Origin of the sequence: Cocleimonas flava, assembly GCF_004339015.1 — a bacterium.
Classification (GTDB): domain Bacteria; phylum Pseudomonadota; class Gammaproteobacteria; order Thiotrichales; family Thiotrichaceae; genus Cocleimonas; species Cocleimonas flava.
Genome location: NZ_SMFQ01000003.1, coordinates 317686 through 333949 on the forward strand (window position 1 = coordinate 317686; position 16264 = coordinate 333949).

Below are 16264 nucleotides of genomic sequence, written 5' to 3' on the forward strand. Positions count from 1 at the left end.
GCAGTATTCATTGTTTATCAAAACGAATAGATCAGCGGTATATAGTGTTTACAGCGTGTTTTACATCTTGCAAACAAACAAATAAAATAATTGTAATCAAATAATGCAAAAGGCCAAATCTAGGTCTACCATAGCGACTCTTTTATCAAGTAATACTATCCGTGTCAGACAAACCTCAAATGAATCCACAACAGCAACAGGCTGTTGAACATATTGGCTCACCTCTTCTCGTATTAGCAGGAGCAGGCACCGGAAAAACGCGTGTAATCACACAAAAAGTTGCCTGGTTGATTCGGAGCGCCAAAATTAATGCCAAAAATATAGCCGCGATTACTTTTACCAACAAAGCAGCGCGTGAGATGAAAGAACGCGTGTCGGAAATACTCACCAAGGAAGAAGGCAAAGGACTCACTGTATCGACGTTTCATACACTCGGTCTCGACATAATTCGCAAAGAGTATAAGGCTTTAGGTTATAAACCAGGTTTCACTATTTTTGATGCGCAAGACAGCTCGAATATCATCAAAGAATTGACCATGAATGAAGTTGCAAATGAAGATCAGGATGAAAACGATGATGATGCTCGCTGGATCATCTCGCGCTGGAAAAATGACTTTGTTTCACCTGAAAAAGCCTTTGAAGTCGCTACATCTGCGCATGAAGTTCACGCCGCAAAACTGTACAGAAGTTATCAGCGTCAATTAAAAGCCTATAACGCGATTGATTTTGATGATTTGATTTTATTACCGCTGCAATTATTTAAAGAACAGCCAGAAGTACTCAAGAAGTGGCAAAATAAATTACGTTATCTACTCGTCGATGAATACCAGGACACCAATATTTGCCAATATGAATTAGTAAAACTTTTGGCTGGGCTACGCAAAGAGTTGACCGTTGTTGGTGACGATGACCAGTCAATCTACGCATGGCGTGGCGCAAAACCTGAGAATATCGCGCAATTACAGGAAGATTATCCAACCTTAAAAGTGGTGAAACTAGAACAAAACTATCGATCTACTTCATTGATTCTCGATAGCGCAAATGCCTTGATTGCGAATAACGATCACTTATTTGATAAAAAGCTTTGGAGTAGTCTGGGTGAAGGCGAAAAAATCAGAATCATCCCCTGCAAAAATCCCGAGCATGAAATAGAAACCGTGATTGGCGAAATCATGAAATATACGTTTCGTGATCAGGCAAAATATCAGGATATGGCGATTCTTTATAGGAGTAACCACCAGAGCCGATTATTCGAGAAATACCTGAGAAGCAACAACATCGCTTATAAAATTAGTGGCGGGCAATCGTTTTTTGAACGCGCTGAAGTTAAAGATATTCTCGCCTATGTCAGGTTATTGGTTAACACCTCTGATGATGCAGCCTTTCTTCGCGTGATCAATACACCGAAAAGATCCATTGGTGCAAGCACCCTGGAGAAACTGGGTAACTATGCAAATGAACGACATATCAGCTTATACACGGCCAGTCAGGAAATGGGTTTTGCGCAGCGTGTTTCGCAAAAAGCACATGCTAGAGTTAAAGGATTTATTTACTGGATCAATGAATTGATCGCTGAAAGCCACGAGGCCCAGCCGCACGAAGTAATTGAAAAAATAGTGTCCGAAACAGCTTATGAAGACTGGCTACAAAATGTATCCGGCTCTGAAAAACAAGTAGAGCAACGCATGGCTAACGTAAATGAAATCATTGACTGGACCAGACGCCTCTATGAAGATGGTCAGGGCAAAGAGACTTTAGCCGAAATTATGGCTCACATGTGTCTAATGGATCTTCTGGAAAGAAATCAGGAAGAGGAAGAAGAAAACGCTATTAGCCTAATGACAATGCACACGGCAAAAGGTCTTGAATTTCCTTATGTCTTTTTGATTGGTGCTGAAGAAGAAATCCTGCCTCACGCGAACAGTATGGAAGATGATGGCCTTGAAGAAGAACGTCGTCTGGCTTATGTTGGTATCACGCGTGCAAAACAACACCTCACCATCACTTATGCTAAAGCGAGAAACAGGTTTGGCGAGCGTCTTAGCTGTGAACCGAGCCGATTTTTAGAAGAGTTGCCGGATGCGAATGTTGTATGGGCAGATCGTGTTGAAGTATCTCCTGAGAAAATGCAGGAAACAGCACAATCCTATATCTCTAATTTACAAGCCATGCTTGATGACTAAGCCCTGAATGCTATTGACAGAATAGACAGAAACACAATAGGCATAAGTAGAGCAACTTTAAATAATTAAGTCACCCCCCTACTTTAAGGCCGTTTTTTTATTATTTATTCACTCTTTTTTGGTTTGGTTTTATTAACTCTTGTTACCTTAAGAAATATTACCTATTAAGAATATCGCTTAAATATTATTGTTCTCTAAAGGTATTGCCACAGAAACGACAACGAAGGAAACGAATATTAGGAAGGCTTGAAACTTCTTGAGAGGGTTTTAATTTAATTACATTTTGACTACCACAATTTGGGCAATCACCTTCATTGTGCGCAGGCAGATTTGGTAAATCGACTTTGGTATCACTAACGCGTTGTCTACCAACAGGCTTTTCTTCCGTTGATAGTAATGATGCAGTTGCTACACTTTCATCCGCATCTAGAGGTGGTAAACGATTATCGTGTTCGGCAATCAAACGCTGGCATTGTTTTCTAAATGGATTTAGCAGACCGACTTTATCAAACTCATTTCTAAATTCATTGAGTAATTCTTTTGTCGGGAGTTTTGGCTGAAAATCTGGCTGCATAAAACTAAACAGAAACAACTGATGTTTAGCCCAACGTAATAGGCCGTCATCATCCAGACAAAGTACTTCTTGCAGCGCTACCAAACGCAATAAAATTAATTGTTCATTTCCAGAAAGATTAACCATTTTCTTGGTTTCAAAAAACTTTTTGAATCTTGACCAAGGCAAGCTACTGGAGAATAAAGCAATAGTACTTATAAAATGCGGGTCCGGTGCAACATATGAACTTCCCTTTCCCATTTCTTCCGCAACATATAAGTTCACACTAACTCCTTGTGTTAAATTTTGTAAAATGCATTAACTGCACCTATCGATTTGTACAGAATAGTTAAATCAAAAACTCACCGATAGAAAGTAATGTGGCTTGGTCTATATCAGCAGACGAACGGTAGTAGTTTTTCTGAACCTTTTTTGTAGCCTAAATCCTTGTTTAAACTTTGATCATCGTCATAAACCACAGTTGCTAAGTGGATAAAATAAACTTGGCATAGAACGATATAAAATAACTCTCGATTGATTCATTAGAAATCCCAGCAACGAAAGTAATTAATGAGATTTGTTGACTAAGAAATCAAGCCGTTAAAACGATATATAAGTGCTCTGTTATAGGATCAGAGTTCACCGCAGTCCTTGTTTAATTCTGTAACAAATACACACGATTAAATGAGATTATGTTTTTATTGAAACACAGGTGTTCTTTACCTATTATTACCCGCCTATGTCCTTTACTTCACCTCCCCTACATTGCGTTTAAGCAAGATACAAATAGCCGGCTTCAAGTCCTTTGTTGATCCTACAACAATTGACCTGCGCAGCAATTTAACTGGCATTGTTGGGCCCAATGGTTGTGGCAAATCCAATACCATAGATGCTGTTCGCTGGGTTATGGGTGAAAGCTCTGCAAAACACTTGCGTGGCGCCTCTATGGATGACGTTATTTTTAACGGATCGTCCTCACGAAAACCAATTGGCCAAGCTTCAATAGAACTATTGTTTGATAACTCAGATGCTAGTCTGGGTGGCGAATATGCCGAGTTTTCAGAGATAGGTATTAAAAGACTCATTTCAAGAGACGGACAATCAAAATACTTTTTAAATGGTACCCGTTGTCGCCGTCGCGATATTACCGACATTTTCCTCGGAACAGGTCTTGGCCCCAGAAGTTATGCGATTATCGAACAAGGCATGATTTCACGTTTAATTGAAGCCAAACCAGAAGAATTGAGAAATACCCTGGAAGAAGCAGCAGGTATTTCTAAATACAAAGATAGACGTCGCGAAACAGAACGGCGAATAAAAAATACGCGTGAAAACCTTGATCGTTTAACGGATCTTCGAGAAGAATTAGAAAAGCAATTATCGCATTTAAACAGACAGGCTAAAGCGGCTGAAAAATTTAAAACCTTTAAACAGGATGAGCGTCGTGTCAATGCTGAATTGATTTTGCTGCGCTTGAATAAAGTAAAGCAAGATATCTTAAGCAGACAAGAAACCATCAATGAAAAGGCAACGACCCATCAGGCCCAGCTTTCTGAACAACGCTCACTAGAAAATCAGATTGAAGCAAAACGCTCTGAACACACCGAAGCCAATGAAAACTTCAACACCGTTCAAGCAAACTTCTATCAAATTGGCGCTGAAATCTCACGCTTAGAGCAAAGTATTCAGCATCAAAAGGAACTCTCTGAAAGACATCAACGCGATTTAAATCAGGTTGATAGTGAAATAAATGCTGCAAATATTCATGCAGAAGAAGACCGCAAGCAATTTGAGCGTGCTAATCAAGAATTGGAAATACTGGAACCACTTCTTGAAGAAAAGCAGGAATTATTTACTGCATCAACAGAAGCGCTAAACGAAGCAGAAGCCAAACTCAGAGAATGGCAGTCAAGCTGGAGCTCACTGCAGCAGAAGCTGGCTGAACCTGCACAACAAGCACAGGTAGAACGTGCCCGTATGGAACAGTTAGAAAACCAGTTGCAGCAAATCGCTAGTCGCTTGATCAAACTGAATACTGATAAAGGTATTTTTAATACCGACTCGCATAAAGAAGAACTGCTTAAACAGCAAGAACTGCTTGCGGAAACAAAACAGAAATCAAAACAAGTTCAGGAAGAATTTAACCGTTGCAAAGAAGCGCTAAGCGCTCAGATTGAAAACAATAAAACCCTGCAAAATCAACTTCAGGAATCACGTTCTGAGTTACAGGGTCTGAGTGGCAAACTGTCCTCGCTGGAAGTATTGCAACGAGCTGGTTTAGGAAAAGACAGTAACAATAAAGCCGCTAAAAAGTTAAAGAGCTGGTTGACAGAAAATAGGCTTGATGATGTTTCTGCATTAGCTGAATCAATAGAGATTGAATCAGGATGGGAAAAAGCACTAGAAACCGTTCTTGGTGACCTGCTTCAGTCAAAACCATTAGAATCACAAGAAAAACTCACGCTATTAATGGCAAATGCGCCAGATGTATCGGCTTCTTTCATCATAAAAAATGATAAAGACACCCCCCCACTTACAGGCAGTTTTTCTGGAAGCCTTGCGGAAAAAGTGGAGAAACCAAATTATCTACATGCATTGCTGATTAACGTTAAGTGTGCGGAGTCTGTAGAAGAAGCTATCTCTAAACAACATTCCTTAAAACCGGGTGAAGTATTTATCACCAAAGAAGGGATTATATTAGGGGCGAACTGGCTAAAGAAACAAGCGAATGATTCTGGCAACAAGCACGAAGGTGTTTTAGAGCGACAAAAACAAATCGACGAAACACTGGCACTGATTGAAAATACAAAACAACAATTAAACACTCATGAAGAGTCGCTAGAAAACGGACAACAACACAGAAAAGCGTTAGAAGAGCAACAATCTGAATTACAAACGCGTTTGAATGAATTACATCGTGAAGAGTCGCAAGCGCAATCTGTCATTTATGCCAGTGAAAACCGCATAAAACAAACTGAATCCAACCAACAACGTGTGCTTGCAGAAGTTGAAGAATTAGAAATTCAACAAATGACTAATCAGGAATCGCATCAAAGTGCGACTCACCTACGCAATCAGGCGTTGGCCTTATTGGAAACATTAGAATCAGAAAAAGTGGACATTGAAGGTAAAGATGCGCCATTAATTGAAGAAGTAAATCGATTAAAAGAACAAACCAGACAACTAGGTTCTGAAACACAGCAAACACAAATTAAAGTTGAGAGTTTCAAAACAACCCAAAGCAGCGCACAACAACAATTAAATCGACTTGATGAACGTTTGAGTTTGCTGCAAGAAAGAAAAATTCAACTTGTCGAGCAAAATAACACCACCGACGTAGACTCGGTTGAAAATTCAGCACAACAACTAGAGATACAACTAGAAAAACGCAAGAACGTCGAAACAGAATTAGCAAAATCCAGAGATGCCTTACAACTCATTGATAATACGGTAAGAGAACTCGAACAGAAACGCCACCAGGCAGAGCAGGAAGTGGAACGCTATAGAACCATGCTCGAAAGCCTAAAAATGGAATGGCAGGAAGTGAGTGTTCGTGAACAAACCTTGCAAGAGCAGTTTGATGAAACTGAATTTGATCTTGAAACACTTTCAGAGCAAATGGATGAGAACATCACATTAGAATCTCACAAGAACTTATTGGAAAGCATACAGACTAAAGTATCCAGACTTGGTGCGATTAACCTGGCAGCGATCGAAGAATTTAAAACGCAGAGTGAGCGTAAGATATATCTGGATAAGCAAGATGCTGACCTGATGGAAGCGCTGGAAACGTTAGAAACAGCCATTGCTAAAATCGATAAAGACACCAGAAGCCGCTTTAAAGAAACCTTCGAAAAAGTAAATTCGAGAATTCAGGATATGTTCCCGCAATTATTTGGTGGCGGTAAAGCCCATCTTGAAATGACCGGAGACGATTTGTTGACCACAGGTATCGCGATTATGGCGCAACCACCGGGCAAACGTATTTCCAGTATTCACCTGATGTCTGGTGGTGAAAAAGCGTTAACTGCCGTGGCGATGGTGTTTGCTATTTTCGAATTGAATCCAGCACCCTTTTGTATGTTAGATGAGGTTGACGCGCCATTAGACGAAGCCAATGTAGGACGCTTTTGTCAGTTGGTAAAAAAGATGTCTGATAGAGTACAGTTTATTTTTATCACGCATAATAAAACAACCATGGAACTCGCTGAAAATCTCGTTGGTGTTACGATGCGAGAGCCAGGAATTTCCCGATTAGTGAGTGTCGATGTTAACGAAGCATCTCGTATGGTGGAAGAATAAGCTTATCAATAAGCACTAAAGTTATCAGTAAGAATAACTACCGGTAATAACAAGGCACTTCTAAATTAGCCTCAGTAAAAGAATATAAGTTAATCAAGAGTAAACGATGAATATAACCAGTATCTTAATCACCATTGTCGGTATCATTTTTATAATCGCGCTTTACTTATTAAGTCGTATTTCTCAGAGTAAATTGCCAAATAAAGACGTATCGTTATTACCCGATATCAAAGAAGATAATGGTGAGCCTTTCACGTCTATTCTTGATGATATACCTGCGCGTGATGGTATTAAACCGACGAAGACTGCAAAAACTGAAGTGTATTACGAGAAAGTAAAATCTGCAGCGGCGGATAAAAGTACACTAAAGAATGCATCTGGCACGAAATCGAATACATCTCCTGCTGAGATTCAGCCATTAAAGCAACAAATTGTCCTGTTTATCTCAGCGCAGGATGAACAGGGACTCGATGGTAATCTGATCCAACCTGCTTTAGCTCATCATGGCTTACAATTAGGCGACAATGATATATATCATTACTTTGATGATGCTTTAGACGCTAAAAGCTTGTTCAAAATTGCTAATGGCGTCGACCCATGGACATTAACAAGCCACGACTTAATCAACAAAAAACTCGCTGGTTTATCCGTTGTAATGCTTCCTAACAACAAAGTTGATGGAAAAACAGCAGTATCTATTCTTTTAAAGACCGCAGAAAACCTTGCTAATGATATAAATGGCGTATTAAAAAACGATAAACAACAACTACTTACTCAACAAGATAAAGAAATGTTATTAAATTAAATAAAATTTAATATTTTTTAATACCGCTCATCTGGCGTTAAGCTTGACTAACTATAATGAGACCCATACATTAAGAATGTATAACAAGATAAGTTCAGCTAATGATCTTATCTTATTCAAAAATAGCTTTTAATAAAACAATAACAATAAGACTGCTAACAGGGGAAGGTAGAACTATGAGATACAATGATCAAACGTTGAATCCGGATTTAGACGACAAAGAAATTATTCCAAATCTGGAAGATGTCGACAGTGATGATAAGTCAGACAAGAAGATCAAAGCGCATGTCGTGCGTAGAAACATCGAAGATTATCTTGAGCGCAAAGCGTTAGAGCGAAGCCTTAAAGAAGTATTCGATGATGATTACTTATTAGACTGAGCATACTGTTAGGCAGAAGTAAGTTGGTAAGCAGATAAGTGCTTGTCTAATTGCTTAATTAAGCATTAGCTTGATATGCAGACTTTCTGACTGCTAATAACATCACCTATTGCCTGTGCAGCAAGTGGTGAAAGCCAGATATTCATAAAACGTATTTTATACTTTTAAATACTGGTTATACTGTTTTGCTCTTATCTTTTAATCGTCACTCATTTTTATAAATAAATTCAAAACTCAATAAATGTTTGGATATTTATATCCAAGACTTAACTATAATATCGGCATATTATTTTTGTATTTTATTGAGGAGTCGCTATGCCTTCCGATATATCCTTGTCGGATATCGTTGCCGTATTCTTATTTTTATCCTGCTGGTTCAGCATCAACTGGATTAGTAACCATTATAAAATCAAAGAAAAAAACACCCTCTATAGTTTATCTAAAAGCTACCGTAACCAGTGGATGATCAATCTTTTGGAGCGGGATAATCGTATCTCGGATGTCGCCCTGGTTGGTCATTTGATGCGAAGTACCTCTTTTTTTGCATCTACCAGTTTACTGGTACTTGCCAGTTTAATCGCTGTTTTTGGTGTAATAGACCAAGCTATGAAAGTCGTTGATGACATTCCTTTTGCGATGCATGTATCAGCGCCCTTCTGGAAAATCAAATTACTCCTGATTATCCTTATCTTTGTTTTCATATTCTTTAAACTGGTATGGTCAATCAGGCAATACAACTATACTGTCATCATCATTGGTGCCGCACCAAGCGTCTTTAATACCGATAAGCAATTACGCTCCTATGCGGATAAATTAGGTACAGTCATTAATCGCGCCAGTCGTCATTTTATAGATGGGATGCGTGGTTTTGAATATGCATTGGCAGCACTTGCCTGGTTTATACATCCCTTTGCATTTATTGCAGCAACCTTGTTAGTCACTCGCGTTATTTATCGTCGTGAATTCTCTTCAAGAACGTTACAGGCCATGGAAGAAAACTAGTAAGAAAGTCAGAAAGAAGATCAGGAAGAAATTCAAAGCAATATCAAATAACCAAGTAAAGTTAAAATCTAAATATCATTAAAAATAAGTAATCCATTTATAAATAAGCGGTAAATAATGCAAAACAATACAGACAAGACTGATTTCAGCGCCTACTTCATTTTACTACTCCCGCCTTTGTTCTGGTCGGGTAATTTTGTAGTAGGAAGAGCGGTTGCAGATGCACACGCGCCTTTGGGCTTATCATTCTCGCGCTGGTTGCTTGCTTTCTTTCTGCTGCTCCCTTTTATAATTAAGCCTATATGGCAACAGCGTCATATCATCAAAGCACATTTTTGGGGGCTGGTATTGCTCGCCTTTTTAAGTATCACTTGCTTTAACTCCATTGCATACGTGGCTTTGCAATACACCACGGCAACCAACGCTACCTTGTTGAATTCATTCATACCTATTTTTATTTTTGTTATTTCTGGTGTCTTTTTTAAAGAGAAAATAAATGTAAAACAAGTATTGGGAGTTTTAGTTTCACTGTTAGGTGTCATAGCCATTATCACTCGCCTTGATATAGAAGTGCTGCAACATCTCACCGTCAACAAAGGTGATTTATGGATGTTGCTCGCAGCTTTAGTGTGGGCGCTTTATTCAATTTTACTGAAATATCTAAGACCAAAAGAAATGTCAGCCATGGCATTTTTAGGCACTTTGATTATTATAGGCACGATAATTCTTTATCCCGTGACCTTGTGGAATCCGTTAAACGAACCTGATATCACCTGGAACAGCGAAATGCTTAAAGCTGTTTTCTATATAGCGATTTTCCCATCGATAATAGCTTACCTATCCTGGAACTACGGTTTAAATAAAATAGGCGCTGCAAAAGGCGGGCAATATATTCATCTTATGCCATTTTTCGGTGCTATTTTGGCGATTGCTTTTCTGGGAGAAACGATTCAGTTATTCCACCTAGCAGGAGGCTGTTGTATTGCCATGGGATTGTGGTTGAGTTTATCTAAAGCCAGATAGTTAAATAATACTGAAGCCACCCCCCTACTTTGAGGCGTTTTTTTCCGCTAGACATTATGAGCAATAATGTCTTTTATTCATACTTATCTATCTGCAATCGATCAACCAATAACTGCATATCAGCTGGCATATCAACCTGCCACGACATCTCTTCTTCGGTGTGAGGATGGATAATGGTTAAGCGGGTTGCATGCAATGATTGGCGATTCATTTTTTGCAATTGCTCGCGTAATTCACCATCAATATTTGCAGGGACTCGAGAGCGTCCCCCATAGACTCTATCACCCAGGATAGGCATGTGCCTCCAAGCCAAATGAACGCGTATTTGATGGGTACGGCCCGTTTCAAGATTTACTCTTAGTAGCGTGTGATGAAGTAACTTTTGCTCTACACGATAGTGCGTAATCGCAGTCTTTCCGCCACCACTAGTGAGCACCGTCATTTTCTTTCTATCTTGTGGATGCCTACCGATGTTTGCTTCGATAGTATCGCCGGCAATCACTTCTTTACACACAAGAGCTAGATATTCTCGCTTTACTTCTCGCTCTTGTAATTGGTTGACCAGTGCGGTGTGCGTTTCCAGAGTTTTAGCCACCATCATCAAACCAGTGGTGTCTTTGTCGAGCCGATGTACGATACCAGCTCTGGGTAAGTTCTCTTGTGCAGAGTTATGCGCGAGCAATCCATTGACCAGGGTACCCGTCTGATTACCAGCACCGGGATGTACAACTAAACCAGCTGGTTTGTTGATAACCAATAAATGATCATCTTCATAGACAATATCGAGTTTAATTGCTTCGGGTAAATCGTAGGTTTGCTGCTGTAATACCGGGGTAACAATAACTTCTTCACCGCCGATGACTTTGTCTCTTACATTAGCCACTTTATTATTGATACGAATATCGCCAGATTTAATCCATTTTTGTAATTGGCTTCGTGAAAACTGTGGACACAGTTCAGCGACAACGCGGTCTAATCTATCGCCCAGATACTCTTCGGGTATCGAAAATACTATCTGATTATTCTCTGTGCTGTTGTCTGTTCTGTTGTCTGTGCTGTTTTCAGTGATGTTTTCCATACTGTTGTCAGCGCTACTATCCGCATTCATTTTTGACAAATCTTCAGCATTTTGTTCGACATCACTTTCATTATTACTCATATTCACGTTTTTTTGACCACTTCTCTGCATACAACTTCCAATTATAAGGTAATATTTATACAGAATGTTGTAATACTGTTCTAATAATTAAACTGCTGTATAATTAAGCAGATAAAAGAACTGAAAATAAAACAAGCACATATTAACCAAGGGCCTTTCATGAACATATTTAAACCATCTATTAATCACAATCAGTCTAAGTCCATCTGGGTTGTGGCCGTGATGATAATTCTTTCTGTAATGCTTAGCTCATGCTCACAAAAAAAGAAGGATATATCCGCGGAAGATTCTAAAGCAACTGCACAGCAATTGTTTAAAGATGCCAGAATATCTATGGATGAGAAGAACTACGAAGAAGCAATTAAAAAGTATGAAGCGCTAGAAGCGAAATATCCATTAGGGCGTTACGCACAACAAGCGCTTCTAGAACAAGCCTACGCATACTACAAATACGATGAACCTGATACTGCGTTAGACACCATAGATCGTTATATGCGTGTTTACCCAAGAAGCCCTCGTATGGATTACGCTTTGTACTTACGCGGTCTGGTTAACTACAGCCGTGGTGGAAGTATCATTGATAAAGTATTCCCACGTAATTTTTCTGATTTAGATGGTGTGCGCCAGAAAGAAGCCTTTCAGGACTTCTCAACTCTCATCACAAGACACAAGAACAGTCCTTATGCAGCTGATGCCAAGAAACGCATGCACTACCTGAAGAACACGTTGGGCGAATCAGAAGTGAATGTTGCTAAATATTATATGAAGCGTGGTGCTTACCTTGCAGCTTTTAATCGAGCTGATTACACAATCAAACACCATCAGGGAACGCCGGCGGTTATTGAAGCACTTCAAATCAAAGTATGTGCTTCAAGAAAGTTAGGCAAAAAAGGACTTGCTGAAGACACAATGAGAATCATTAAATTGAACTTCCCGCAAAAAACCAAGTTTTCATGCTTATAGTTTATTAAGTTAATGTTTTTTAGTTAATGTTTTCTACTAACTATCAGTAAACAATTAACTGAAAATAACTAAGGAATCATTAGTTAAAACGAAAAGATCAGTGATAAAACATCAAGAGCTTCCATTTGGAGGCTCTTTTTTTGTGTGTTAATCGATAAAAATTTACAGAAATAGCCACTTACTCATCTTATATTTTGAGAAGAGGTATTATCTTTATTAAAAAACTGTATACTACCGCCCAAAATCATAAAGCCAGTAATTTCCCATGTTTAGCATAATTTCAAAACGTCCTGAAAGCATTAAAAATGACTTACTTTCAGGGCTCACAGTCGCGCTTGCTCTAGTACCAGAAGCTGTTGCTTTTGCCATTCTTGCTCATTTACATCCATTAACTGGTTTATATGCCGCTTTCACTATTGGTTTAATCGCTTCTATTGTTGGTGGTCGCCCAGGGATGATATCTGGCGCTACCGGAGCTATTGCCGTAGTTGTTGGTACCTTAGTGCTTACTCATGGAGAGGAGTATTTGTTTGCCGCCGTCATGATGATGGGGCTGATACAGATCATCTTCGGCATTTTAAAAATGGGTAAATTTATACGGCTTGTACCACACCCCGTGTTTTTAGGATTTGTAAATGGACTGGCATTGGTCATATTGATCGCACAATTTGAACACTTCAAAGTACCAGGCCCTAATGATACGCACGAATGGATTGCTGGTTCAGCACTCTATATCATGATTATTTTAATCGTTATTACTATGGCAATCATTCAGTTTTTGCCGCGCTTCACTAAAGCGATCCCATCAACACTTGCTGCTATTATTGTTGGTACCTTACTGGTTATTGGCTTAAATCTGGACACCAGAACTGTTGCTGACATGGCTTCTATTAAAGGTGTATTTCCTCCTTTCCATTTACCAGAAGTCGATCTTTCATGGGAAGCATTCAAGATTGTTTTCCCTTACGCCATTATCATGGCACTTGTGGGTTTAATCGAGAGTTTGCTAACGCTTAACCTTGTTGATGAGTTAACAGAAACAACAGGTCATCCTAATCGTGAATGTATTGGTCAGGGCGTAGCAAATACTGTCACTGGCATGTTCAGTGGTATGGGTGGTTGTGCCATGGTTGGACAAAGCATCATCAACATAAAGTCAGGCGGTAGAAGTCGTCTTTCAGGCATTTCAGCCTCTATATTTTTGCTTATCTTTATTCTCTATGCCTCATCGCTGATTGAAGTGATTCCGATTGCGGTACTGGTTGGCGTAATGTTTATGGTGGTTATTGGCACATTCGAATGGGGTAGCTTGCGTTTACTGGGCAAAATTCCATTATCTGACTGGATCATTATCGTTGCAGTTACAGCCATTACTGTCGCTTCTGATAATTTGGCACTTGCAGTAATAGTAGGCGTCATTCTCTCTGCTTTAGTATTTGCCTGGGAGCATGCAAAACATATCGATGCGGTTACCCATTTGGATAGCATGGGTAATAAAGTTTATGAAATTAGTGGGCCTTTATTCTTTGCCTCTATCAGCAATTTTCAGGAAATATTCACCCCAAAAGATGACACTGACGATGTCGTTGTAGATTTCAAGAATTCACGTATCGCAGATCATTCAGCATTAGAAGCCATCGAAAAATTAGCAGATCGATACGATCGTGCGGGTAAGCGTCTTCATATCAAACACCTTAGTAAAGAATGCCGCCTGCTACTCAAAAAAGCAGGCCCATTAGTTGAAGTGAATGTTGTTGAAGACCCTGATTATCATGTCGCTGCAGATAATGTGGCAGATAAGGTAAATTCTGGCTTAAATCTAAAATAGATTATTGAGTATTGGCACCCCCCACCTTTGGGGCACTTTTTTTAAAGTGACAAGGTGCCATACAAGGCAACAACAATAATAGTTGTTTAGAGAGTCACGCTTAATTAAAACAATATTAGGTGTGATCGTTCAACCATTTAGGTAGTTGATTGATATCGTCGATAAACCCTACTGGCCCCTGTTTAAGCAATCGCAGTAAATCGTGCACGCCGTAACTCACCGCAAAACCATCTACCTTCGCATTATTTGCCAATTGTAAATCGTATTCGCTGTCACCAATCATCAGCGCCTTGTTAGCATCCGTATTATAATCCACTAATATTTCTTCAAGCATTTGAGGGTGTGGCTTAGAGCGCGTCTCATCCGCACAGCGTGTGATGGGAAAGTACTCATGCAAACCTGTTTCTGATAAGCCCTTCTCTAGACCTCTTCGTGATTTGCCCGTTGCCACAGCCAATTCATAACCGGTCTCTTTGAGTCCTTTGAGTACATCTTCTACGCCGGCAAACAGTGGACTTGGTGTTTTGTCTTTAAACAAATAATGCTCACGATAAGTCTGGCAAGCATGCTGTATTTCTTTCGGCTTCAAATCTGGGTAAAGCGAACTTATTGCCTCTTCAAGCCCCAAACCAATAATATTGCTGATTTCTACATCGGTTCGGGATTCCAGACTTAATTCAGAAATTGCAGATTGCATACAATTAACAATCTGGGTTTTTGAATCCATTAACGTGCCATCCCAGTCGAACACCAGCAGTGAATATTTATCCATATTTTTATTTGTGTCTGTTTAGTTTGTTTTAAGTTTTTCTATGACGGCAGTGAGCTCGCCCGGCAGATCAATCTTACAATCGTAGATTTTGCCACTACTCTTAAGTTTAAAATTAAGATGATAAGCGTGCAAGAACAGCCGCTTTAATCCAATTTCCTTTTTTGCAGATCGATTAGCAGCGAAATCACCGTATTGAGAGTCACCCATAACTGGATTTCCTAAATCTGCCAACTGTGTTCTTATTTGATGCATTCTACCGGTGAGTAGTTCAACTTCCATTAAACTGTAGCTCTGAAACACTGTTAATGGACGAAATATACTTTCGGACTCTTTTGCTTTATCGCTTTTATCAAGACTTTCACCTTTAACAACACGTACTTTTTGCTTACTGCCACGATTCTTTTGCAAATGATTTTTAATGTGCTGTTTGCCACCATGCCACTGACCCAGTATCAATGTTTGATAGAACTTATTGATTTGTTTTTGTTTGAGCATCTCATGCAGTTCTAATAGCACCCCCCTACTTTTAGCCAGCATGACAATCCCACTGGTTTCTTTATCTAAACGGTGTACTAACTCAACAAACGGCAGTTCAGGGCGTAACTGCCTAAAGCTTTCAATCAGCCCGAAGCGAACGCCTGAGCCACCATGAACGGCTAAACCAGAAGATTTATTAATTAAAATAATGTCATCGTCTTCTAGAATGATTGCTTGAGATAAAGCATCCAGAAACGATTGCGGAATCGTTTCCTGTTTTTCTTTCACTGGCAAATAAACGGGCGGTATTCTTACGACATCCTGATCTTGTAGCTTTTGCGTTGGCTTAGCACGTTTCTTATTAACGCGAACTTCGCCTTTACGTAAAATACGGTAAACATAAGAGCGTGGGGTGTCTTTTAATTCTCTCAGCAAGAAATTATCAATACGTTGCCCGGCATGAGATGCATCGATAGTGACGAATCTGACTTTATGCACCAACACATTTTCAGGCATGTTTTTTTTCGTATCTGCCATAGCGCTTTTATCAAGATCTTGGGCAGTTGTGTTTTTTGGCTTTACGTCTGATGCATTTTTCATGAGTTAAGTTTACACAAGTGATATTTTAATTGTTGTAGAAAAACCTCCATATTGATATAATTAATATCTGATTTTCAAATGTTTTTTGAAGTCAAAAGATTTACTCAATCAAGATCAGATATTACTCATATCAACTTGATTTAAACACAGCGTTTATCTGGTCGAAATGACAAACAGATAAATAATTAAAGGACGCAGCTCCTTGCCAATTAGAACA

The 16264-nt window shown here is 39.3% G+C and carries 12 protein-coding genes; 8 read left to right on the forward strand and 4 right to left on the reverse strand.

All coding sequences use genetic code 11. The annotated features are described in order from the left end of the window. Positions 1-161 precede the first annotated feature (161 nt). Positions 162-2183, forward strand: coding sequence for a DNA helicase Rep (gene rep, locus EV695_RS07475; RefSeq protein WP_341539027.1), 2022 nt, complete (start codon positions 162-164; stop codon positions 2181-2183). Positions 2184-2367: 184 nt separating this feature from the next. On the opposite strand, the gene EV695_RS07480 is transcribed toward rep, so the two are convergent. Next, the gene (locus EV695_RS07480) at positions 2368-3021 is read right to left on the reverse strand and encodes a hypothetical protein (RefSeq protein WP_131905326.1); all 654 of its coding nucleotides are present in this window, start codon (positions 3019-3021) and stop codon (positions 2368-2370) included. A 480-nt stretch (positions 3022-3501) separates the two neighbouring features. Here EV695_RS07480 and smc point away from each other — a divergent pair, with 480 nt between their 5' ends. From smc to EV695_RS07505, 5 genes are all read left to right on the forward strand, one after another. Further along, positions 3502-7038: a chromosome segregation protein SMC gene (gene smc / locus EV695_RS07485; RefSeq protein WP_131905327.1), complete on the forward strand. Its 3537-nt coding sequence runs from the start codon at positions 3502-3504 to the stop codon at positions 7036-7038. A 106-nt stretch (positions 7039-7144) separates the two neighbouring features. After that, positions 7145-7843 carry a cell division protein ZipA C-terminal FtsZ-binding domain-containing protein gene (locus EV695_RS07490; protein ID WP_131905328.1) on the forward strand — a complete coding sequence of 233 codons (699 nt, stop codon included), beginning with the start codon at positions 7145-7147 and terminating at the stop codon, positions 7841-7843. 176 nt (positions 7844-8019) lie between these two features. Beyond that, positions 8020-8223 (forward strand): PA3496 family putative envelope integrity protein, encoded by a 204-nt coding sequence (locus tag EV695_RS07495; RefSeq protein ID WP_131905329.1) that lies wholly within the window; start codon positions 8020-8022, stop codon positions 8221-8223. Positions 8224-8538: 315 nt separating this feature from the next. Further along, on the forward strand, positions 8539-9225 hold the full coding sequence (locus tag EV695_RS07500) for a DUF599 domain-containing protein (RefSeq protein ID WP_131905330.1): 687 nt from the start codon (positions 8539-8541) through the stop codon (positions 9223-9225). Between the two features lie 117 nt (positions 9226-9342). Continuing rightward, complete coding sequence (locus EV695_RS07505; protein ID WP_131905331.1) at positions 9343-10248, forward strand: DMT family transporter; 906 nt, start codon at positions 9343-9345, stop codon at positions 10246-10248. 73 nt (positions 10249-10321) lie between these two features. Here the strand turns inward: EV695_RS07505 and rluD are convergent, their stop codons facing one another. Beyond that, positions 10322-11407 (reverse strand): 23S rRNA pseudouridine(1911/1915/1917) synthase RluD, encoded by a 1086-nt coding sequence (rluD, locus tag EV695_RS07510; protein WP_243651528.1) that lies wholly within the window; start codon positions 11405-11407, stop codon positions 10322-10324. Between the two features lie 159 nt (positions 11408-11566). Between rluD and EV695_RS07515 the strand changes: the two genes are divergently transcribed. Together EV695_RS07515 and EV695_RS07520 are read left to right on the forward strand one after the other, a co-directional pair. Continuing rightward, complete coding sequence (locus EV695_RS07515; protein WP_243651530.1) at positions 11567-12370, forward strand: outer membrane protein assembly factor BamD; 804 nt, start codon at positions 11567-11569, stop codon at positions 12368-12370. Between the two features lie 265 nt (positions 12371-12635). Further along, positions 12636-14198: a SulP family inorganic anion transporter gene (locus EV695_RS07520; protein ID WP_131905332.1), complete on the forward strand. Its 1563-nt coding sequence runs from the start codon at positions 12636-12638 to the stop codon at positions 14196-14198. A 115-nt stretch (positions 14199-14313) separates the two neighbouring features. Here the strand turns inward: EV695_RS07520 and EV695_RS07525 are convergent, their stop codons facing one another. After that, entirely contained in the window at positions 14314-14970 is a 657-nt protein-coding gene (locus EV695_RS07525; RefSeq protein WP_131905333.1) for an HAD-IA family hydrolase, read from the reverse strand. An 18-nt stretch (positions 14971-14988) separates the two neighbouring features. Next, on the reverse strand, positions 14989-16047 hold the full coding sequence (locus EV695_RS07530; RefSeq protein WP_243651531.1) for an RluA family pseudouridine synthase: 1059 nt from the start codon (positions 16045-16047) through the stop codon (positions 14989-14991). Between the last annotated feature and the right edge of the window lie 217 nt (positions 16048-16264).